Source organism: Streptomyces sp. NPDC090499, from assembly GCF_044769305.1.
Lineage (GTDB): Bacteria > Actinomycetota > Actinomycetes > Streptomycetales > Streptomycetaceae > Streptomyces.
On the sequence record NZ_JBIVXP010000014.1, the window covers coordinates 134,675 to 156,903 of the forward strand.

The 22,229-nt window shown below is 73.4% G+C and carries 14 protein-coding genes; 8 read left to right on the forward strand and 6 right to left on the reverse strand.

What is annotated here, in order from left to right; genetic code table 11:
* Positions 1–441 precede the first annotated feature (441 nt).
* On the forward strand, positions 442–1,065 hold the full coding sequence (locus tag ACIQVL_RS37620) for a TetR/AcrR family transcriptional regulator (protein WP_403477599.1): 624 nt from the start codon (positions 442–444) through the stop codon (positions 1,063–1,065).
* Between the two features lie 161 nt (positions 1,066–1,226).
* Here ACIQVL_RS37620 and ACIQVL_RS37625 read toward each other — a convergent pair whose 3' ends face one another.
* Positions 1,227–1,760, reverse strand: coding sequence for a GNAT family N-acetyltransferase (locus ACIQVL_RS37625; RefSeq protein ID WP_403477600.1), 534 nt, complete (start codon positions 1,758–1,760; stop codon positions 1,227–1,229).
* A gap of 169 nt (positions 1,761–1,929) precedes the next feature.
* Between ACIQVL_RS37625 and ACIQVL_RS37630 the strand changes: the two genes are divergently transcribed.
* Positions 1,930–2,583, forward strand: coding sequence for a dienelactone hydrolase family protein (locus tag ACIQVL_RS37630; protein ID WP_403425467.1), 654 nt, complete (start codon positions 1,930–1,932; stop codon positions 2,581–2,583).
* 6 nt (positions 2,584–2,589) lie between these two features.
* Here ACIQVL_RS37630 and ACIQVL_RS37635 read toward each other — a convergent pair whose 3' ends face one another.
* Entirely contained in the window at positions 2,590–3,057 is a 468-nt protein-coding gene (locus ACIQVL_RS37635) for a nuclear transport factor 2 family protein (RefSeq protein ID WP_403425465.1), read from the reverse strand.
* A gap of 60 nt (positions 3,058–3,117) precedes the next feature.
* Here ACIQVL_RS37635 and ACIQVL_RS37640 point away from each other — a divergent pair, with 60 nt between their 5' ends.
* The gene (locus ACIQVL_RS37640) at positions 3,118–3,786 is read left to right on the forward strand and encodes a TetR/AcrR family transcriptional regulator (protein ID WP_403477601.1); all 669 of its coding nucleotides are present in this window, start codon (positions 3,118–3,120) and stop codon (positions 3,784–3,786) included.
* Positions 3,783–4,448 carry an epimerase gene (locus ACIQVL_RS37645; RefSeq protein WP_403425461.1) on the forward strand — a complete coding sequence of 222 codons (666 nt, stop codon included), beginning with the start codon at positions 3,783–3,785 and terminating at the stop codon, positions 4,446–4,448. The genes ACIQVL_RS37640 and ACIQVL_RS37645 overlap by 4 nt, the downstream gene beginning before the upstream one ends.
* On the opposite strand, the gene ACIQVL_RS37650 is transcribed toward ACIQVL_RS37645, so the two are convergent.
* Positions 4,429–5,628, reverse strand: a complete 1,200-nt coding sequence (locus ACIQVL_RS37650) for an MFS transporter (protein WP_403477637.1) — start codon at positions 5,626–5,628, stop codon at positions 4,429–4,431. The genes ACIQVL_RS37645 and ACIQVL_RS37650 overlap by 20 nt on opposite strands.
* Positions 5,629–5,979: 351 nt before the next feature.
* On the opposite strand from ACIQVL_RS37650, the gene ACIQVL_RS37655 reads away from it, so the two are divergent.
* The 3 genes from ACIQVL_RS37655 (at position 5,980) to ACIQVL_RS37665 (ending at position 9,812) form a co-directional block, all read left to right on the forward strand.
* On the forward strand, positions 5,980–6,750 hold the full coding sequence (locus ACIQVL_RS37655) for a dienelactone hydrolase family protein (protein WP_403425459.1): 771 nt from the start codon (positions 5,980–5,982) through the stop codon (positions 6,748–6,750).
* 129 nt (positions 6,751–6,879) lie between these two features.
* A complete protein-coding gene (locus ACIQVL_RS37660; protein ID WP_403477602.1) occupies positions 6,880–8,433 on the forward strand; it encodes a glycoside hydrolase family 30 beta sandwich domain-containing protein in 1,554 nt (517 codons plus the stop codon).
* A 140-nt stretch (positions 8,434–8,573) separates the two neighbouring features.
* The gene (locus ACIQVL_RS37665) at positions 8,574–9,812 is read left to right on the forward strand and encodes an alpha/beta hydrolase family protein (protein WP_403425455.1); all 1,239 of its coding nucleotides are present in this window, start codon (positions 8,574–8,576) and stop codon (positions 9,810–9,812) included.
* A 12-nt stretch (positions 9,813–9,824) separates the two neighbouring features.
* Here ACIQVL_RS37665 and ACIQVL_RS37670 read toward each other — a convergent pair whose 3' ends face one another.
* The gene (locus ACIQVL_RS37670; protein WP_403477603.1) at positions 9,825–11,348 is read right to left on the reverse strand and encodes a tryptophan 7-halogenase; all 1,524 of its coding nucleotides are present in this window, start codon (positions 11,346–11,348) and stop codon (positions 9,825–9,827) included.
* Positions 11,349–11,391: 43 nt separating this feature from the next.
* Entirely contained in the window at positions 11,392–18,264 is a 6,873-nt protein-coding gene (locus ACIQVL_RS37675; protein WP_403477604.1) for an SDR family NAD(P)-dependent oxidoreductase, read from the reverse strand.
* A 293-nt stretch (positions 18,265–18,557) separates the two neighbouring features.
* On the opposite strand from ACIQVL_RS37675, the gene ACIQVL_RS37680 reads away from it, so the two are divergent.
* Positions 18,558–19,709 (forward strand): glutathione-independent formaldehyde dehydrogenase, encoded by a 1,152-nt coding sequence (locus ACIQVL_RS37680; protein WP_403477605.1) that lies wholly within the window; start codon positions 18,558–18,560, stop codon positions 19,707–19,709.
* A gap of 191 nt (positions 19,710–19,900) precedes the next feature.
* On the opposite strand, the gene ACIQVL_RS37685 is transcribed toward ACIQVL_RS37680, so the two are convergent.
* Positions 19,901–22,078: an MMPL family transporter gene (locus tag ACIQVL_RS37685; protein WP_403477606.1), complete on the reverse strand. Its 2,178-nt coding sequence runs from the start codon at positions 22,076–22,078 to the stop codon at positions 19,901–19,903.
* Positions 22,079–22,229 lie beyond the last annotated feature (151 nt).

Genomic DNA, 22,229 nt, shown 5'->3' on the forward strand with positions numbered 1-22,229 from the left:
CGAGTTCACTGCGGCGCCGCCGGAGGCGAGCATGCCGGGCAGCGACTCGATCACCTTCGGACTGCCGATGGCCTCGAACGCGTGCTCCACACCGCCGAGTTGTTCCTGACGCCAAGCCGCGAGGTCGTCGCCGGCGCCGTTGAGGGTGTGGGTGGCGCCGAGCAGCGGATCACGGCGAGCCGTTCGGTGTGCAGGGCCGGTGCGAGGTCTGCGAGCTCGCTGCGGGGCCGGGGGAGGCGACGATCACCGCCCGGATCCACGCGGGCCCACGAAGACGGCCAAGCTCACCGGCATCGGTGGGGGAGTCGGTCACGTGGATCTCCTGACAGTGCTGCGCCGGCCGCGGTCCGCAGCGAGCGGCGGTCCCGGGCGGACATCGACCCGCTTATTGGGCATACGACCAATTGCTTTATTGGTCGCCCACTCAATAGCATTGGCCGTATGACGTCAAGAGCCCCGGGCAAGCGCGTCCGCAAGGCGCCGGCCGAACGCCGCAACGAGATCGTCGCCACGGCGTCGCGGATCGGGCTCACCGAAGGCCTGGAGTGCGTCACCCTGCGCCGGGTCGCCGACGAGCTCGGTGTCCAGCCCGGACTCGTCGGCCACTACTTCCCCGCCGCGGACGAGCTGGTGGCCGAGGCGTTCACCCACGCCACGATGAAGGAACTCGACAGCCTGCTGCCGCCCGAGCCGGACGACCCTCTACACGCCTTCCGGAGGCTCTTCGGCCTCACGTCGAGCGCCGATTTCGACGACGTGAGCAAGCTCTGGCTCAACGCACGGCACCTGTCGCGCTACCGTCCGGTGCTGCGCGAGCACGTGACGAAGCAGGAACTGCTGTGGTGCCGGCGTCTGGAAGAGCTCATCGCCGCCGGGGCCGCGGCCGGGCTCTTCGCCTGCGCGGATCCCTGGGGAGCCGCCACCCGCATCCTCGTCGCGATCGACGGCGCCAGCGCGTACATCAACACCAGCGCCGACCACCGCAGGGTGCCCACGGCGGACATGCCGCGCACCGTGGCCGAGGCCGAGCTCGGGCTGCGACGCGGCATGTTTCTCACGGACTGACCCCTCCCGCAGGCCGGGACGGCCCACGGCAACCTCGGCCCTCTACGAACCGGCCGCCTGGGCGAGTGCCGCTCGGCACGGGGCCCGTTCTGGATGGTCGGCCTCGGGTCCGCCGACCGCCAGGTCCCAGGAGCTGTGGGGGTCGGCCGGTGCGGCCAAGGTCACGCCCGGAACTCCGTCAGGTCGATGGAGTGAACGCGGAGGGGATGGGCGTAGACCGGGTGCACCGTCTCTCGCTCGGGAACCATGCCGAGCTTGCGGATGACGTTCTCCGAGGCGCCGTCCCCCACCCGGCTGATGCTGATGACGCGGTCGAGGCCGCGGTCCTGGAGGGCGAACTCCAGCGTGGCGTGGGCGGCTTCGGACGCGTACCCCTGGCCCCAGAACTGGGAGCCGAACCGCCAGCTGACCGCTACGGCGGGCATCACCTCCGGCAGGAAGCCGGGCACGGACAGACCGGTGAAGCCCGCGAGCTCACCCGAGGCCAGCAGTTCGACGGCGAAGAGCCCGAACCCTTCCTCGTCCCACTCCTCCTCCCACTCCTCGATGGCCGTGGCCGTGTCCTCCAGGTCGAGCACCGAGCCGTCGTCGATCCAGCGCATGACGCGCGGGTCCGCGTTGATGTCGGCCATCGGCGCGAGGTCGTCGTCGTACCAGCGACGAAGGAGCAGGCGGGGGGTGCGGATCTCGGTCATGGCGCCCATCCTGCCGAAGGCGGGGGCCACGTCGGTAATCCGGTGCCCCGCATCGTGCCGCCCCGCCCGCGGACGGCTGACCTGTTCCTCCGTTGTCCACGAGGGTATGAACCATTTGATCGCATTTATGGTGTTTCATGTCTGGTATCTGCGCAGGTGAGGAGGGCTGGTGAACGCGGTCGTGGAGAGCGTGTCGATATGCGTGGCCGGGGTGCGGCTCGACGCCGACGTGGGCGTCCCCGAGGCGGCCGCAGGGGTCGTGCTGTTCGCGCACGGCAGCGGCAGCAGCCGGCACAGTCCCCGTAACCGCTTCGTCGCCGGCGAACTGCACACGGCCGGGATCGGCACCGTCCTCGCCGACCTGCTCACCCGCGAGGAGGAGCGGGCCGACGCGGTCACGGGGGCGCTGCGGTTCGACATCGGCCTGCTCGCCGCCCGCCTGACCGGCCTCGCCGACTGGGTCGGGGAGTACGAGCCCACCGCGGGCCTGGGGTGCGGGCTGTTCGGCGCCAGCACGGGGGCGGCCGCCGCGCTCGTCACCGCCTCCGCGCGTGCGGAGACGGTCCGCGCGGTCGTCAGCCGGGGCGGACGGCCGGACCTGGCCGTGGACGCGCTGGCGTCCGTCCGTGCGCCGACGCTCCTGATCGTCGGCGGACGCGACCGCGAGGTCCTGCGGCTCAACCGGGCGGCGGCGCGGCGGATCCCCGGCGAGACCCGCCTCGAAGTCGTCCCCGGCGCGACCCACCTCTTCGAGGAGCCCGGCACCCTGGAGCGCGTCGCACACCTGGCCCGCGACTGGTTCATCCACCGGCTGCCGGTCTGACGCCGCTCAGGGCGTCGACGGGCGGGTCTCCGTCCAGTCGACCAGCAGCCGGCGCTCGGCGAACAGCCACTCCCCGTCCTGCCTGACGAACTCGTCGAGGTAGCGGATGGACGCGACCATCAGCGTGCGCCGCCCGTCGTCCCCCACCGAGAGATGGTGGGCCAGGCAGTAGCTCTCACCGGTCGCGCGGTCCCCGTCCAGGGCGACGGTGCTCTGGCCGTTGAAGTGGGTCGTCGTCCGGTACGTGTTGAGGTTGTCGAACACCGGGGCGAGCGAGTCGCGGCCGTGCAGCTCCTGCGTCGGCTCCGCCGCCGTGGCGTCCATGAACACCAGGAAGCGGGTGTCCTCGGTGAACAGGCTCATCTGGCCCTTGGCGTCCCGCCGGTCCGCGCAGTGGGCGTAGGCGTCGACCAGCTCGCGGATGGCCAGCCGGTCGGCGGCCTCCTGCGGTGAGACGGAGGTGTGGGCGGCCATGAGGGGTGCCTCCAGCGGTTGCGCCGATCTATTTGACAGATGTATAAAAGCATCGTCGCAGTGGCCGCGCAACGGCCCGGCCCAGGAGGGCGGCACCAGGAGGGCAGTGCTCTGAACGACCGGACCGATCCGCGCGTCACCCGAACGGTCCGCGCCTTCGAGCAGGCCGTCGTGGAACTGGCCTCGGCGCGTCCCGTCTCGGGGATCACCGTCGCCGAGCTCGCGGACCGGGCGGGCGTCACCCGGGCGACCTTCTACAACCGCTACAGCACCCCACTGGACCCGCTCATCCAGGTGCTCCACGCCGACCTGGAACGCGGCCACCGCCGGGAGGCCGAGCTGCGGGCCCAGGGCGGGCACTCCGACCGGGAACTGCTCCGCCTCGCCACGGCGGAGGTCGCCGACCACGTCGAACGGTTCCTGGACGTCTACCGCAACTCCCTCGCCGACCCCGCGGACAGCGGTGTCTACGAGGCACTCGTACGGCACTTCGGCGAGTACACCCTGGCGTTCCTGGCCCGCGCGGGGCAGCCCGGCCCGCACGGTGCCGACCGGCAGGTCGTCGCCCAGTTCATGGCCCACGGGTTCGCCGGGGCCATCAGGGCCTGGCTCGACGACCCGTCCGTCACCAAGGACGACCTGGTCGACGCGGCCGTCGCCTGCGCCCCCGCCTGGTGGACGTCCGGTCCCGCGCCGGACACCGCCTCCCAGCAACGGAGATCTTCGTGAACGTCGTCGTGTTCGGTGCGTCCGGCATGGTCGGACAGGGCGTCCTGCGCGCCTGCCTCCTGGACCCCACCGTCGGCAGTGTCCTGGTGGTGGGCCGCCGCCCGCTCGGCATCACCCACCCCAAGCTGACCGAGGTCGCCCACGACGACTTCACCGACCTGTCCGCCCTCGACGGCCGGCTGTCCGGCCTGGACGCCTGCTTCTACTGCCTCGGCGTCTCCTCCGCGGGCATGACCGAGGCCGAGTACACCCGCGTGACCCACGACTTCACGCTCGCCGCCGCCCACGCCGTACTCGCCGCCAGTCCCGGACCGACCTTCACCTACGTCTCCGGCGAGGGCACCGACAGCACCGAGCAGGGCCGCACCATGTGGGCACGGGTGAAGGGCCGCACCGAGAACGAGCTGCTCGCCCTGCCGATGAACGCGTACATGTTCCGCCCCGGCTACATCCAGCCCCGCCACGGAGCGGTCTCCCGGACCCGCTCCTACCGCGTCATGTACACCCTCACCTCCTGGCTCTACCCCCTGCTGCACCGGCTCCTGCCCGCCCACACCACGACCACCGAGCACCTCGGCCGCGCCATGCTGGCCTTGACCCGCCCGGGTGTGACCGAGAGCAGGGTGCTGTACAGCAAGGACATCAACCGCCTGGGCGCCTGACGGGCCGTCGACCGCACGGCCCGGAGGGAGCAGCGGCCCGGCACGCGGCGACGGCCATGACGGTCAGCGCCGCCAGGGTGAGCGCGGCGCCGGTGTACAGCGGCGCCGTGTAGCCGAGGCCGGCCGTGATGACCAGGCCGCCGAGCCAGGCGCCGAGGGCGTTGCCGACGTTGGACGCGGACACGTTGGCGCTCGCGGCCAGCGCCGCGCCGCCGGCCGCGTCCGTCACCCGGGTGATCATGCCGGGTACCGCGGCGAACCCGGTCACGCCCATCAGGAACACCAGCGGCACGGAGGCGGGGGCGCTGCCGGCCAGCAGACCGAACACGGCCAGGGTGACGGTCAGCGAGAGCAGCGCGAGAACCAGCGCGCGGTCCCGGTCCCGGTCCGCCGCCCGCCCGCCGACCACGTTCCCGACGACCAGGCCGACGCCGTACACCATCAGCAGCCAGGGGACATCGGCCGAGGAGAAGCCGCCGACCTCGGTGAAGGTGTAGGCGATGTAGCTGAACGCCCCGAACATCCCGCCGTAGCCGAGCGCGGTGGCGGTGAGGGTGAGCCACACCTGCGCGGACCGGAACGCGCGCAGCTGCTCCCGCAGACCGCCGCCCGTCACGTCCCCCGGCACCGCCCCCGCCCCGGCCGGCACCAGGGCGGCGATCCCGGCCAGTGCGAGCACGCCGATCCCGGTGACGGCCCAGAACGCCGCACGCCACCCCCAGCGCTCGCCCACCAGCGCGCCGAACGGCACACCCAGCACGTTCGCGACCGTCAGCCCGGCGAACATGACGGCCACCGCCCGGGACCTGCGCTCCGGGGCGACCAGGCTCCGGGCGACGAGGGAACCGACGCCGAAGAACGAGCCGTGGCAGAGTGCGGCGACGATCCTCCCGAGCAGCAGCACGCCGTACGTGGGCGCGACCGCGGACAGCAGGTTGCCGACGACGAACAGCACCACCAGGCCGACCAGGACCCGCTTGCGGGGCAGCCGTGCCGTCGCCGCGGTGAGCACGATCGCGCCGACGGCCACACTCAGCGCGTACCCCGAGACCAGCCGACCCGCCGCCGCCTCCGACACCGAGAGACCCGACGCCACCTGCGGCAGCAGCCCGGCGATCAGGAACTCGGTCAGTCCGATGCCGAAGCCGCCGAGCGCCAGCGCGACCAGCCCGCCCGGCATCCGCTCCCGCATCGGCCGGTACCTGTCCTCGACCGCGGATCCACCCATGCACCGACCCTCGCCGCCGACGGCTGCGCCGTCCATGGACAAAGACCGGCGGCCCTTGGACGAACGGGCGAACGGGCGAACGGACGAACGGGGGTGGGGGCGGGGTGGCGGGCGGGGAAATCCGTTGGACGCGTGCATCCCTGCGTGCGTAACGTCCGTGGGGCCGTGACGTCGTCCGAGGAGGTGACACCCATGAACGCTGTATCCGCGTGGGTGCTCCCTCGCTCCGTCACGGTCGGGCGATCGACGTAGGTGTCGCCGGGAGCGCCTGAACGACAAGGCCGTCCCGAAAGGCAACACCCCATGCATTCTGTGCAGTTCACCGCCGAGACGTCGTCCGGCGGAGTCCTCGAACGCGACTTCACCGTCGGCGGGATCCCCGGCGTGCTCTGGTCGCCCGCGTCCGCCTCCGGGCGCGCGCCCCTGGTCCTGATGGGCCACGGCGGCGGCACCCACAAGAAGTGGCCGGCGATGCCCGGCCGCGCCCACCGGATCGTGCACGGCTGCGGGTTCCACGTCGCCTGCATCGACGCGCCCGGTCACGGCGACCGGCCGCGCACACCGTACGACGAACAGGAGATCGCCGCGCTCTACCGGGCACGCGAGGCGGGCGAGCCGGAGGGCCCGATCGTCGTCCGCTACAACGCCGACCTGGCCGAGCGCGCCGTGCCCGAGTGGCAGGCGGCCCTGGACGCCCTCCAGACGCTCCCCGAGATCGGCGCCGACGGACCGGTGGGCTACTACGGCCTCAACATGGCCACCGCGATCGGGGTACCGCTGACGGCGGCCGAGCCACGGATCACCGCCGCGGTCCTCGGCCTCCACTGGCCCGACGCCCTGGCCGCACCGGCCCGGCGGATCACTGTCCCGGTCCAGTTCCATCTCCAGTGGGACGACGAGCACATCCCGCGCGAGGCCGGTCTCGCCCTGTTCGACGCCTTCGCCTCCGCGGAGAAGACCCTGCACGCCAATGCGGGCAGGCACAAGGAACACCCCAGGTTCGAGGCCGACAGCGCGGCCCGGTTCTTCGCCCGGCACCTCACCCGGTCCGTACCGGCACCGGCCGCGAACTGACGGCCCGCCGGCGCCCGGCGGCCTGCCGGGCGTCGGCACCGCTGCTCCCGAAACCCTTTCTTCACACCTTGACTTAACATCACGGATATTGCTTGGATCGCAAGTCGTCGTCCACTCGGAGGAGTTGCTGTGAGACGTACGATCACCGCGATCGCGGCCGTTACTGTCATGACCCTGCCACTCATGGGTGCGAGTCCGTCCGGGCGGGCCGGGACCGGCGGCACCGGGCACGGCCAGGTCGTGACCGGCACCTACTCCACCGGCGCCGCCCTGGCCTGGCAGCCCCTGCCCGTCGTCAGGACCGGCACGGACCCGGGCGGTGCCGTCGACGCCACCGTGGTCGCCGACCCGGCCGCGCTGCGGCAGAAGTACACGGGCATCGGCTTCTCCCTGGACGAGACCAGCGTCTCCAACCTGTGGAAGCTCACCCCCGCCGAGCGGGCGAAAGCCGTCCGGCTCCTGGTCGACCCCGAGCACGGCGCCGGACTCGACCGGTTCCGGCTGACCATCGGCAGCCCCGACCTCATCGAGCACCTGCCGTTCTGGTCCGAGGACGACCTGCCCGCCGGCGTCACCGAGGACTTCGGCCTCAAGCACTTCTCCGTGCAGCGGGACATCGACCTGCACATCATCGACACCGTCAAGCTCATCCAGCACTACAACCCGCACGCCACGTTCTTCGCGTCGGCGTGGAGCGCCCCGGCCTGGATGAAGACGAACGACCGCTTCCTCGGCGAGGTCGCCCTCAAGCCCGGCAGCAGCACGGACTACTACCAGGTCGGCAAGTTGCGGGACGACTGCATCGAGGTCTTCGCCCGGTACTACGTCAAGTACGTCCAGGCGTACGCCAGGCACGGCATCCGCGTCGACGCGCTCACCCTCCTCAACGAGCCCGGCATGGACGTCGTCTACCCGGCCATGGACATCAGCGTCGCCCAGCAGCAGAAACTGGCCCTCGCCATCAAGCGCGAAGTGCGCGCCGCCCGCCTGGACACCCAGCTCTACGTGCACGACTTCAACTTCTGGGACTGGCACGACCCCAACAGCACGGCGACCAAGAACTACTACCGCATCTTCCAGGACGCCCCCGACGGCTCCGTGACCGGCGCACAGGTCCGCAAGGCGGCCGACGCCATCGCCTTCCACCCCTACTGGGGCGACCCGACCGTCATGCGCGACGCGTTCGAGGAGTTCGGCAAGCCCGTCCAGCTCACGGAGACCAGCGACCTGTCGCCCGCCACCGTCCTCGACGACTTCCGGCTGGACGCCGGCTCCTACATCCTGTGGGCCCAGACCACCGACCAGGACGGCGGCACCCTGCACTGGACACCGGCCCGGGACAACAACATCGACTGGGACCAGGTCGCGGCCACCACCAAGTGGAAGGACCGGCTGGTGACCGTCGACACCGGCACGAGGAAGTTCACGGTCCGCGACGAGCTGTACGGGCTCGGGCAGTTCGCGAAGTACCTCTCACCCGGTGACGTCCGCCTGGAGTCCAGCGCCACCGGACACGGCATCAGCAACGTGGTCTACCGCACCCGTGACGGCGGCTACGTCACCGTCCTCGGCAACGGCAACAGCACCGACAGCAGGGTCCGGGTCACCGTCGGCGGCCAGAGCTTCGTGACGACCGTACCGGCGGGCTCCTACGCCACCTACCGGTGGCAGGGCCGGGCGTAGGGCTAACCCCCCGGGGTGACGACAGGCCTGCCGGATGGTGGCGGCCGGGCCCGTCCACAAAGCTGGGAGGAGTCGCCGAACACGTGCGGTCCGCGCGGCCCGTGCCGGCCGCGCGGACCGCACGGCCAAGGAGGAACGCCTTGCTCACCCGCCGCACCGCCCTGCTGTCGACCGTCGCCGCCACCGCCCTGTCCGCCGTCTCCGCGCGCACCGCGTCGGCCACGCCGCTCGCGGCGTCCGCGGCGGGGCCGGTGCGGCTGACCCTGCCCGCGCCCGGCGGCCCGTATCCGGTGGGGACGGTCTCCCTGCGTCTCGTCGACACGGCACGCGCCGATCCCTGGATCACGGCACGGCCGTACCGGGAGCTGATGATCAGCATCCGGTACCCGGCGCGGGACACCGGCGGCCACCCCCGGGCACCGCAGATGCTGCCGGGGGAGGCCGCCGGCTTCACCGCCGTCAACAACCTCGCCGACGTGCCCGCCGACAAGGTCGACTGGGCCGCCACCCGGACCCACGCGCACGAAGCCGCCCCCGCCGAACGCGACCACGGCCCGTACCCGGTCGTCTGCTACTCGCCCGGCACCGGCGACCCGCGCTCCCTCGGCACCACCCTCTGCGACGACCTCGCCTCCCGCGGCTACGTCGTGGTGATGCTCGACCACACCTACGACGCCACCGCCGTCCAGTTCCCCGGCGGCCGCGTCGAACGCACCGTACTGCCCGCCGAGTACGCCAAGGCCTACCCGGACGGGAAGCGGATCAGGGCGCTCCTGAAGAAGACGATCGACGTACGGGTGGCCGACACCCGCTTCCTGCTCGACGAGCTGCCGCGTGCGCTGCCCCGAGGACTGCGCGGCACCCTGGACCCGGACCGCATCGGCATGTTCGGGCACTCCGCAGGAGGCTTCACCGCCCTCCAGACGATGCACGACGACCGGCGCATCGCGGCCGGGGCCAACATGGACGGCGTCGTCGCCTACGTCCCGGACGACAGCGACTCCGGCCACCTCTCCACCGTCGCGGCCGAGGGCCTCGACCGGCCCTTCCTGCTGCTCGGCAAGGACGGCAACGACCTGAGCACGGTCCCGTCCTGGAACTCCCTGTGGCGGCACAGCCGCGGCCCGCGCGAGGGCCTGACCGTGCGCGGCGCCGAGCACGCCACGTTCACCGACGAGGAGGCGCTGATCCCGCAGATCGCCCACCGGCTCGGGCTGTCCCGGACGACGGTCGTCAAGAACATCGGCACCGTCGCCCCGGCCCGCGCGATCTCCGTCGAACGGGCCTGCCTCACCTCCTTCTTCGACCGGTGGCTGCGCGGTGGGAAGGCGGAAGGCCTGTCGGCCCCCGCGCCGGAGGTGCGCCCGTTCGGCCGGTGAGCGCGCCTCGCGTCACGCCCGGCGCCAGGACAGGCCGTCCTCGGTGACCCCGAGGCGGCCGGGGCCGGACGGTGCGGGGGCCGGGCCGTCCAGCGGAGCGCCGTACAGGGCCTGTTCCTGGAGGTCGTTGCCGGTGCGGAAGGTCTCGGCGACGACCCGGGTGGTCAGGAGCGGGTTCACGCGATCGCCGGCGGCGGTCAGCCGGCCCACCGCGCCCTGCAGTTCGGCCGCCGCGCCGCTCCAGCGGACACCGAGACCGCCGGCGCCGGGAATCCCGGTGTCGCCCGACGCCACGCCCCCGGCCAGCTCGGCGAAGGCGGCGGCCTCGTCGACGTCCACCCGGGTGATCTTCTTCGCCGACCAGAAGTACGAGTCCTCGTCCCGCTCCATGTCGTAGAACGCGACGAGGAACTCGTAGAACACCCCGTACTCCCGGCGGTAGCGCGCCTCGAACTCGGCGAACCCGCGCTCCTCGGGCACCGTGCCCTCCAGCGCCGCGTTCACCGCACGGGCCGCCAGCAGGGCGCCGTACGTGGCCAGATGGACGCCCGAGGAGAGCACCGGGTCCACGAAGCAGGCGGCGTCGCCGACCAGCGCCATGCCCGGGACCCACAGGGACGTCTTCCAGTAGGAGTAGTCCTTGCGCACCCGGACCCGGTCGTAGGGCGGCTCGGTCGCGACCGGTACGCCCGTGAGCAGCCGGCCGACCTGGGGGCAGGCTTTGATCATGTCCTGCCACGCGGCCTGCGGGTCGCGCTGGACGGCCGCGTAGTGCTCCGGCGCGATCACGGCACCGACGCTGGTCAGGTCCTTGCGCAGCGGGATGTACCAGAGCCAGCCGGCGTCGAACGCGGCGCAGAAGATGTTGCCGTCGTTCGGTGCCGGCAGGCGCCGGCCGCCCGCGTAGTAGCCGAACACGGCGAGGTTGCGGAAGAAGTCCGAGTACACCCGTGCCCCGCCCACCCGGCCGTGGATCCGGCTGGTGTTGCCCGACGCGTCGATGACGAACCGGGAGTGCGCGGTACGCGGGACGCCGTCCCGGTCCGTGTACTCGACACCGCGCACCCGCTCGCCCACGGTGAGGACCCGGCGCACCGCACTGCCCTCGCGTACCTCGGCGCCGGCGCGCTCGGCGTTGCGCAGCAGGATCTCGTCGAAACGGGAGCGCTCCACCTGGAAGGCGGTCGCGGTGGGCTCCGGCAGCCGCGGTGTCGTCGCGAAGGAGAACTGCCAGGGTTCCGGGTCGCGGCCCCAGCGCAGGGTCCCGCCCCGCTTGAGGGTGAACCCGGCCGCCGCGACCTCGTCGGCGACGCCGAGGAGGCGGCACAGGCCGTGGACGGTGGCGGGCAGCAGCGACTCGCCGATCTGGTAGCGGGGGAAGGTCTCCCGCTCCAGCACGAGCACCCGGTGCCCGCGCCGCGCCACGGCCGTCGCGGCGGTCGACCCGGCCGGACCGCCGCCGACGACGATCAGGTCGTACTCCCCGTACTCCCCGTACGACCCGTACGCCTTGGGCCGCACGTCTCGCGCAGTCATCAGCGAACTCCTCTTCCGTTCTTGTTCTGTTCGGACGGGACGGTCACTCGGCCGGGCGGGCACGGACGGCGGCGGACGCCTCGGTCTCCGTTCCCGGCAGGGCGCCCGCGTCGAGCAGTGCCCCGTGGACGTGTGCCGTCAGCTCGGGCAGCGTCGGGTGCTCCAGAACGACGGTCGGCGACAGGCGGACCCGGATGAACGCGCTGAGTCGGTTGCGGACCTGCACGGCGGACAGGGAGTCGAAGCCGAGCTCGGTGAAGGCGCGTTCCGCGGGGAGGTCGGACGGGTCCGTGAAGCCGAGCACAGCCGCGATCTCGGCGCGGATCAACTCGGCCAGCAGAGGCGCGCGTTCGGGTGGCGCGACGGCGGCGAGCCGCTCCCGCCAGGCACCGGGCGTCCGGGCGGTGCCGTCCAGGGGTGCCGCGTCGGCCGTGGCCGGGCTGCGCGGCAGCAGGTCGGCGAGGACGGGCGGCGCGCCGGGTCCCGCGGCGGCCCGCACGTCCAGCGGCACCGGCACCAGGACCGGTTCCGGATGGCGCAGCGCGGCATCGAGGAGGGCGATGCCCTCGCGCTCGCCGACGGGCAGGACACCGCCCTCCCGCAGCCGGTCCGGCGCCACCCGCCCCGCCATGCCCTGCGCGCCCGCCGTGGTCCACGGCCCCCACGCCAGCGACTGCGCGGGCAGGCCACGGGCCACCCGGTACCGGGCGAGCGCGTCGAGGAACCCGTTCGCGGCGGCGTAGTTCGACTGCCCCGGCCTGCCGAGCACGCCCGCGGCCGAGGAGTAGAGCACGAAGGCGGCCAGCCCGAGGTCCTTCGTCGCCTCGTGCAGATGCCAGGCACCGTCCGCCTTCGGTGCGAGCACGGCCGCGAGCCGCTCGGACGTCATGGCGTCTGCCACGCCGTCGTCCACCACCCCGGCCAGATGGAAGACCGCGGTGAGCGGCTGCCGACAGGACGCGACCAGCGACTCCACGGACGCCCGGTCGCTCACGTCGCACGCCACCACGCGTACGTCGGCGGCCAGTTCGCCCGCCCAGTCCGGGACCTTCCCGTCGCGGCCGGCCAGCAGCAGGTGCCGGACCCCGCGCTCGGCGACCAGGTAGCGGGCCAGACTCGCCCCGAGCGCCCCCGTGCCGCCGGTGACGAGCACGGTCCCCTCGCCGTCCAGGCGGGCGGCATCGGCGGTCGGCGCAGCCACGGGAGTTAGCCGGGGCGCCGTGGCGACCCCGTCGCGCAGGGCGAGTTCCGGCTCACCGGTGCGCAGCGCCGCCGTCAGCTCCGCCGCCGTTGCCGCGACGCCCCGCCGGTCGACCAGGACGATCCGGCCCGGATGTTCCGACCCGGCGCTGCGGACCAGCCCGGCGACCGCGGCCTCGGCCAGGTCGGGGGCGTCTCCGGTGGCGTTCCCGGTGAGCACCAGCAGCCGCCCCGGCCGTGTGCCGGCCGTCCAGTCCCGCACCCGCTCCAGTACGGCGCCGAGCAGCCCGCGCACCCGCTCGGGCAGCGGCGCGTCCGGGCGCAGGGCGGCGGCCAGCCGTGCCACGTCGAGCAACTCGTGCTCCGGGCTCGCGGTACCGGTCGGCACCTGCCGCCAGGCGAGACGGTAGGTCTCGCCCGGCGGTGGCCCGGCCGCCGGGACCGCCCGGGTGACCACGGACTCCACGGCGGCCAGCGGCAGCCCGGCCCCGTCGGTGAGGGTGACGCGGAACTCGTCCGGGCCGAGCCGCCGTACGACCGCGCGCGCCGCGGCGGCACCGGTCGCGTGCACCGTCACCCCGGAACAGGTCAGCGGTGCCCTCGGCTCGCCCGGTTCCTCGGCCAGCAGCGCGGCGTGCAGGGCCGCGTCGAACAGGGCCGGGTGCAGGGTGTACGAACGCGCGGTCGCCGCCTCCCCGGGCGGCAGCGCCAGTTCGGCGAAGGTCTCGCCGTCCCGGTGCCACAGAGCGGTCACCGCACGGAAGGCGGGCCCGTAACGATGGCCGCGGCCGGCGAGCCGCTCGTAGTCGACGCCGACCCGCTCCACGCCCGCCGGCGGCCAGGCTGCGGGGGCGTCACCGGGCGGCGCCGCCACCGGGGCGGTCGTCGCGGTGGCGTGCCGGGTCCACGGGCCCGGCGTGCCGGCCGGGCGGCCCCAGACGGTGACCGGCCGCCCGCCCGTCCCGTCCGGTGCCCCGGCCACCACCTGCACCTGCGCCCCCTGCCCCGCAGCGAGCACGAGCGGGGCGTGCAGGGCCAGTTCGGCCAGCCGGACCGGCCCCGCGGAGCCGTCGGCGCGGGCGGCCAGTTCGGCGAAGACGGTCGCGGGCACCACGACCCGGCCGTCGATCACGTGGTCGGCAAGCCAGGGCTGGCGGTCGAGGGACAGCACGGCGGTGTGCCGGATCGAGGGCCCGTCGGCATCGGGCACCGGCTCGCCCAGCAGCGGATGGCCGGCCCCGGCCGGCCGCCGCACGGAGTCCAGCCAGTAGCGCTGCCGCCGGAAGGGGTGGGTGGGCAGCGGGCGCCGCCGGGCACCGGAGCCGGCGTACACCGCCCGCCAGTCCACCCCGGTCCCGTGGACGTGCAGCGCGGCCAGCGTCTCCAGGGTGGTCCGGGAGTCGGCGCACGACGCGAACACCGCGCCCGCGTCCGGCCCGACGCAGTCCTCGGCCGCCGCGCCGAGCGCGGCGGACGGCCCGGCCTCGACGAAGGCCGTGACGCCGTCCTCGGCGAGCACGCCCACCGCGTCGGCGAACCGGACCGTCTGGCGCGCCTGCCGCACCCAGTGCTCGGCCGTGGCCAGCGCGTCGGTCTCCGCGCGTCCGGTGAGCGTGGACACGACCGGCACGGACGGCGGCCGGTAGGTCACCGACTCGGCGACCGCGCGGTACTCGGCCAGCACCGGGTCCAGCAGCGGCGAATGGAAGGCATGGCTGACCCGCAACCGGTGCTGCGGCCGTCCGACGGCGGCGGCCAGCGCGGCCACCGCGTCCTCGGGCCCGGAGAGTACGACCGAGTCCGGCCCGTTGACCGCCGCGACCGCGACCGTCCGCCCGGGTACCCCGTCGAGCAGCGGCGCCACCTCGGCCAGCGGCGCCCGGACCGCGATCATCGCGCCGCCGGCGGGCAGGGCCGCCATCAGCCTGCCGCGCGCGGCGACCAGCCGTACCGCGTCGGCACGGGAGAACACCCCGGCCACCTGAGCGGCGGCCAGTTCGCCGACGGAGTGCCCGGTCAGCCGGTCCGGGCGTACGCCGAGGCCGGCGAGCAGGGTGTGCAGAGCCACCGCGTAGGCGAACAGCGCGGGTTGTGCGTAGTCGGTCCGGTCCAGCAGGCCCGGGTCGTCGATCGCCTCCAGCAGCGGGCGGTCCAGCCACGGGGTGAACTCCTCGCACAGGCCGGTGAACGCCGCGTCGAAGGCCGGGAAGGCCGCCCGCAGGTCGCGGCCCATGCCGGGGCGCTGGGCTCCCTGGCCGGGGAACAGGAGGGCCACCTTCGGGCGCGGACGCGCGGTGCCCCGCAGCAGTGCCGGACCGTCGGTGCCGGCGGCCAGGTCACGCACCCCCCGGAGCAGGCCTTCGGCGTCCGGAGCCAACACGGCCGCCCGGTGGGCCATCGGTGCCCGGGTCGTGGCCAGTGAGAACGCGACGTCCAGGGCCTCCGCGTCCTCCCGTACGCCGGCCAGCTCCGCCGCCAGCCGCGCGGCGTGCGCGCGCAGTCCGGCCGCGTCGTTCCCGCCCACCAGCCAGGGCATGAGCGGCAGCCGGCGGGCCGGTGACGGGGCCGGTGCCGCACCGGTGGTCGCCGTCGCGCCCGCCGTGTCGGCGTCCGCCGGCTCCTCGATGATCACGTGGGCGTTGGTGCCGCCGATGCCGAACGACGAGAGCGCCGCCCGGCGCGGCCGGCCGCGGCGCGGCCACGGGCGGGCCCGGTCGAGCAGCCGTACCGCCCCAGCCGACCAGTCGACGTGCGGAGAGGGCCGCTCCGCGTGCAGCGAGGCGGGCAGCCGGGCGTGGCGCATGGCCTCGATCATCTTGATCAGGCCCGCCATCCCCGACGCCGCCTGGGTGTGGCCCAGGTTCGACTTCACCGAGCCCAGCCACACGGGGTCGGCCGGGTCCCGGTGCTGTCCGTACGTCGCCAGCAGGGCGTTCGCCTCGATCGGGTCGCCGAGCGCGGTGCCCGTGCCGTGCCCCTCGACCGCGTCCACGTCGGCCCCGTCCAGCCCCGCGTCGGCCAGCGCCCGCCGGATCAGGTCCCGCTGCGCCGCGCCGTTGGGGGCGGTCAGCCCGTTCGACGCGCCGTCCGAGTTGACGGCCGAACCGCGCAGCACCGCCAGCACCGGATGGCCGTTGCGGCGGGCGTCCGACAGCCGCTCCAGCAGCACCAGACCGACGCCCTCGGCCCAGGCGGTGCCGTCCGCGCCCGCGGCGAAGGACCGGCAGCGCCCGTCCGCAGACAGCCCGCGCAGCCGGCTGAACACCACGAACGGCTGCGGGTTCGCCAGCACCGTCGCCCCGCCCGCCAGTGCCAGCCCACACTCCCCGGCCCGCAGCGACCGGGCCGCCAGGTCCAGCGCCACCAGCGAGGACGAACACGCCGTGTCCAGCGTCAGCGCGGGACCGCGCAGCCCCAGGGTGTAGGCGATCCGGCCGGACGCCACGCTCGGCGAGGAGCCGATGCCCAGCTGGGCCTCCAGCTCGCCGGGCACCCCGCCGCGGCCGTACCCGCCGGCGTGCATCAGGCCGACGAACACACCGGTGTCGGTGCCGCGCAGCTGCGGTGCCGGGACACCGGCCCGTTCGAAGGTCTCCCAGGCGACCTCCAGGAGCAGCCGCTGCTGGGGATCGGTGGCCAGCGCCTCGCGCGGTGACATGCCGAAGAACAGCGGGTCGAAGTCCGCGACCCCGTCCAGGAACCCGCCGCGACGGGTGTACGTCGTCCCTGGCCGGTCCGGGTCGGGATGGTGCAGCGACGCCAGGTCCCAGCCCCGGTCGGCCGGGAACTCACCGGTGGCGTCGCGCCCTTCGGCCACCAGGCGCCAGAGGTCCTCGGGGGAGCTCACCCCGCCCGGGAAGCGGCAGCCGGCCGCCACGATCGCCACCGGTTCGGCCTCCGGAGCGCGGCGCGGCGCCGCCACGGGTTCCGCCGTCCCGTGCAGCCGCGCGTCCAGGTGGGCGGCGACCGCGGCGGGGCTCGGGTGGTCCCAGACCAGCGTCGCCGGCAGCCGCAGCCCGGTGCGGGTGCCGAGCCGGTGCCACAGGGTCATCGCGTCCATCGACGTCAGCCCGAGATCGGCGAACGCCGTGCCCGGATCGGCGGTGCCGCCCCGGATCGCCGCCGTCTCCGCGCACACCAGGTCGGTCAGCGCGGCCCGCCGCTCACCCGGGGTCCGTCCGGCAAGCCCGGCGAGTCCCGGATCGGCCGGGCGGTCGGTGAGCGCCCGGCGCAGCAGGGCCCGGCGCGGCTTGCCGCCGGAGGTGCGCGGGACCGCCGGGATCGGCAGCACCTCCTCGGGCACCTTGTGCGCGGAGAGCACCGCGGCGCAGGCGCGCAGCAGCGGCACCGGATCGAGGTCCGGCCGGTCCGGTACCACGAACGCCACCGGAACCTCACCGAGCAGCGGATGGGCCCGCCCGACCACGGCCGCGTCCCGCACCCCGGGCAGCGCGCACAGCACCCGCTCCACCTCGGCCGGGTCGACGTTCTCGCCGCCGCGCACGATACGGTCGCCCGCCCGGCCGGTGACGGTCAGGAACCCGTGTTCGTCGAGCCGGCCCAGGTCACCGGTGCGGTACCAGCCGTCGCGCAGGGCGGCGGCGGTCTCCTCGGGCCGGTCGTGGTAGCCGAGCATGACGCCCGGGCCGCGGACCCAGATCTCGCCGTCCCCGCCGGCCCCCTCCGCCGGGGCGATCCTCACCTCCATGCCGGGCAGCGGCAGCCCGCTGCCGCCGCGCGCCCGTGGCCCGGCCGGCGCCTCCACGGCGATCTTGCCGCAGGTCTCGGTACTGCCGTAGCCGTCCAGCAGCGGGGCACCGAACCGTGCCTCGGCCTCCTCCCGCAGCTCCGGGTCGCTGGGCGCGCCGGCCGTGACGCACAGCCGCAGCGAGGGCACGGCCCCGAGCCCGGCGTCCAGCAGCTGCCGGTAGGTGAGGGGGACCCCGGCCAGGACGGTCGGTGCGTACGCGTCGGTCAGCCGGACCAGGGCGGCCGGTTCCCGGGCCGTGGTGATCCGGGCGCTCGCCCCGGCCATGGTGGTGCCGAGGACGCAGAGCGAGTGGGCGTAGGCATGCGACAGGGGCAGCGGCCACAGGAGGCGGTCGGCCGCCGACAGCCCGAGCCGGGGCAGATAGCAGGCGGCGGCGGACCACAGCGCCGACCGCTGGCTGGAGACGACCGCCCTGGCGGTGCCGGAGGTCCCGGACGTGTAGAGCAGCCAGGCCGGCTCGTCCAGGCCGAGGTCGTCCGGGGGAGCGGACGACGGCCGCGTGGCCAGCGCCTCCCAGGCGGCGACCCCGTCGGGCACCGGCCCCTCGCCGGTGACCAGCAGCCGGACGGTCCGGTCGGCCGTCAGCCGCGTGATCCGTGGCAGCTGGTGCCGGTCGGTGACCAGTACGGCCGGACGGCAGTCGGCCAGCAGCCCGGCGAGTTCGGCGTCGGTCGCACGGGAACTCAGCGGCACCCCGACCGCACCGGCCCGTACCGTGGCGAGCAGCCCCTCGACCAGTTCCACGCCGTCGTCCAGGCAGAAGGCCACCCGGGCGGCGCGGCCCACGCCCAGCCCGGCCGCCAGCCGGCCGGTCCTGCGCTCCAGGTCCGCCCAGCCCACCGCACGCCGGTCGTCGGCGAACGCGACCTTCCCGCCGTGGCGCACGGAGTTCTCGACGAGCAACTCCGAAACCGGCCGCACGGCCACCGCGCGCTCCACTCCCACCGGGCCCCCTTGGTGCAACAACCCTGCCGGCCACCCCTGTCGGCGAGGGTAGGGACGACCGCGCCGCAGCCGTCCGCGGCTCGCTGGGCCGGGCACTTTCCCAGTAGGAGGGTGTCGTCGGGGCCGGGGTTGCAGCGCCTGCCCGACCGGCGTTCTCTGGAAGTATCCGATGGTGAAACCAGAGCGCCCAGAGTTGCGGCACGGACCGGGGCGCTGCCCCGGCCGTCTCTCCTGGCCAGGCCTCCGGCCCGCGCGGTCCGCCTCGTGCGGCGTTCGACGCGGAGGTGAACCAGGTGAAAGCCGTCGTCTACGAGAAGCCCTTCACCGTCACGGTCAGGGACGTCGACGATCCACGCATCCAGCACCCGAACGACGTGCTGGTACGGGTCACGTCGACCGCTATCTGCGGATCCGACCTGCACATGTACGAGGGGCGTACGGCCGCCGAGGCGGGCATCGTCTTCGGGCACGAGAACCTCGGCATCGTCGAGGAGATCGGCTCCGGCGTGACCTCGCTGTCCGAGGGCGACCGGGTGGTCATGCCCTTCAACGTCGCCTGCGGCTTCTGCAAGAACTGCCTGGCCGGCAAGACCGGCTTCTGCCTCACGGTCAATCCGGGCTTCGCCGGCGGAGCCTACGGCTATGTGGCCATGGGCCCCTACAAGGGCGGCCAGGCGGAGCTGCTGCGGGTGCCGTTCGCCGACTTCAACTGCCTGAAGCTGCCGCCGGGCAACGAGTTCGAGACCGACTTCGTGCTGCTCGCGGACATCTTCCCGACCGGCTACCACGGCTGTGAGCTGGCCCGGGTGTCCCCGGGCGAGAGTGTCGCCGTCTTCGGTGCCGGCCCGGTCGGGCTGATGGCCGCGTACTCGGCGCTGCTGCGCGGCGCGTCCAAGGTGTTCTCGGTCGACCGGGTGCCCGAGCGGCTCGCCAAGGCCGAGCAGATCGGGGCGATACCGATCGACTTCACCAAGGGCGACCCGGCCGAACAGATCACGGAACAGACCGGGGGCGAGGGCACGGACAAGGGTGTCGACGCCGTCGGCTACCAGGCCCAGGCACACGACGCGAGCCACGAGGAACCCGCCGTCGTCCTGAACGCCCTCGTCGACACGGTACGGCCGACGGGCATGCTCGGCGTTCCGGGCCTGTACGTCCCTTCCGACCCGGGCGGACCCGACGAGCACGCCAAGCACGGCCTGCTGCTGGTGTCCATCGGCCGGATGTTCGAGAAGGGGCAGCAGATGGGCACCGGTCAGTGCAACGTCAAGCAGTACAACCGCCAGTTGCGCGACCTGATCATCGCCGGGCGGGCCAAGCCCAGCTTCGTGGTCTCCCACGAGCTGCCGCTCGAGGACGCACCGGGCGCCTACGAGAAGTTCGACCAGCGGATCGAGGGCTACACCAAGGTCGTCCTGCACCCGGGGCACGCTCTCGCGGCGTAGCAACGGCGACGGCGCGGCGCGGCGGGAGAGCGCGACGAACGCCAGGAATCGCCCTGTCCGGGGGATGGGGTCCGGGGTCGGCTTCACACCGTCCCCGGACCCCATCCGTACCCGGCAGCGCCCCGGCAGGGGCGCGAGGAACTGCACGACCGGCCACGACCGCGCCGCAGCCGGCACTTCCGGCGCAGTGCCTAGCCGCGGCGCCCCGCCGGAGCGTTCCGGTCCTCCCCGGCCGACGGCGTGGCATCGCCGTCTCCCTGCCTCGGGACCGCCGCCGGTTCGGCCCGGTCGGCATGCCCCGGCCACCAGGCCGCGTGGCCGATCAGCGCCGTGAGGCTCGGCGTGAAGAACATCGCCATGACGAAGGCGGCCACCGCGATGCCGAAGGAGACAGCGAAGCCCATCTCCGTGAGCAGCGCGTTGCCCGCCAGCATCATCGTGGCGAAGGTCGCCGCCAGGATGAAGCCCGCCGCGGCCACCGTCGGCCCGGCGTACCGCAGCGCCATACCGGCCGCCTCGCGCGGCTCCCGGCCCTCGCGGGCCTCCTCACGGAGCCGGGCGATCATGAGGATGTTGTAGTCCGTGCCGATGGCGACCACGAAGAGATACATGATCACCGGGAGCATGAACATCAGACCCGGCTTGTTCTGCGCCTCCTGGAAGATCCAGACCGTGGCGCCGAGCGTCGAGCCGAAGCCGAGCCCGACCGAGGCGATCAGGTACCAGGGCGCGACCACACTGCGCAGCAGCAGCCCCAGGATCACCATGATCAGCAGAGCCGCGACCGGGAACACCGTGCGGTAGTCGTGGTTGACCGCCGAGTCGATGTCCTTGTAGATCGAGGACATACCGCCGACGAGCGCCTCGGTCCCCTCCGGAGCACCGGCGTGCGCGACGTCCCGCACCCGGCCCACGGCGTCTATCGCCTTGTCCGTGGACGCCTCGTACTTGAGGGTGACGGTGAAGTCCGCCGTGGTCCCGGCCTTGTTGACCTGGGCCATCCGGGCGCTCGCGACGCCGTCCACGGCCCCGAGCTTTCGCGCGTACGCGTCGAAGGAGGACGTGTCCAGCGGCTTGCCGTCGGTGCTGGAGAGGTAGACGTCGGTGGGCGCGGCGGCCCCGGCCGAGTACGCCTGCTGCATCTGGTCCTGGACGACCATGGACTCCTTGGTCTTGGGCATCGAGCCCGACGCCAGGTCGAACGTGGCGTGAAAGCCCAGCGTGCCCAGCGACAGCACGACCAGGACCAGGCCGGACACCGCCGCGGTCAGCCCCGGACGGCGCTGCACCCCGCGGCCCAGGGCCGCGAAGCGGGCGTTCGACGGCTCCTGCTGCCAGGACTTGGACGGCCAGAACACCTTCGGGCCGATGAGCGAGACCACGGCCGGGATCAGCGTCAGCCCCGCGATCAGGGTGACCGAGACCGCGATGGCCAGCGCCGGACCCATCTGCTTGAGGAAGCCCAGCGTGGAGAGCACCAGCGCGAGGAAGGCGATGATGACCGCGCCCGCCGCCGAGGCGATCGCCTCACCGACCCGGCCGACCGCGTTGACCATGGCCTCCTTGGGTTCGTCACCCGCGCGCAGGCGTTCGCGGTACCGGAACATCAGGAACAGGAAGTAGTCCGTGCCCACGCCGAACAGCACGACGATCAGGATCGACGACACGGAACTGTTGGCCTGCAGACCGAACAGCTTGGTGGCGTACGCGATCAGCCCGTTGGCGATGGCCGACACCACGCCGATCACCACCAGGGGCAGGAACGCCAGGATCGGCGCCCGGAAGATGATCAGCAGAGTGACCAGGATGATCACGAAGGTGCCGATGCCGATCAGCGCCTCACCGCGTTTGGACGAGTCCTGCTGGTCGAGGGCCTGCGCGGCCGAACCGCCCAGCTTGACCTCCAGGTTCGTGCCCTTGGCCAGTTGCTTGACGTCGTCGCGCAACACCTTGGCCGCGTCCGCCTGTACGGGCTGACCGGCGTTCTTGCTGTCCATCTGCACCAGGATCAGGTCGTACCTGCCGTCCTTCGACGGCTGGCCGGGGACGACCTTCTGGACCTGGTCGATGTGCTTGCCGCCCAGTTCGGTGGCGAACCGGGCGACGTCCTTCGTGTCCGCGGCGGTGAGCTTGCCGCCGTCGGTGCGCTGGTACAGCGCGATCGCGGACGGGGTGAAGGCGCTGGGGAACGCCTTCGCCTGCAGATCGGCCGCTTTGATGGACTCGTAACTCTTGGGCAGGAAGCTGCTCTCGTCGCTGTTCGAGGGCAGGCTCGGGGCGGTGGCGACGATCGCCACCGCCGCGATCAGCCATGCCACGATCGTCCAGACAGGATGTCGGACGACGGCACTGCCAATTCGTCGGAACATGCGGAAGGTCCTCCTGGGTAGGAAGATCACCGCAGCCCGGGGAGCGGACCCTGGCATCGGCGACCCCGACCGGCACGCATCCGACGAGCCGGTCGCTTGGTTGTCTTGACGCCATATGTTAGGGATCAGCTGTGAAGATCGGTCCAGTGGG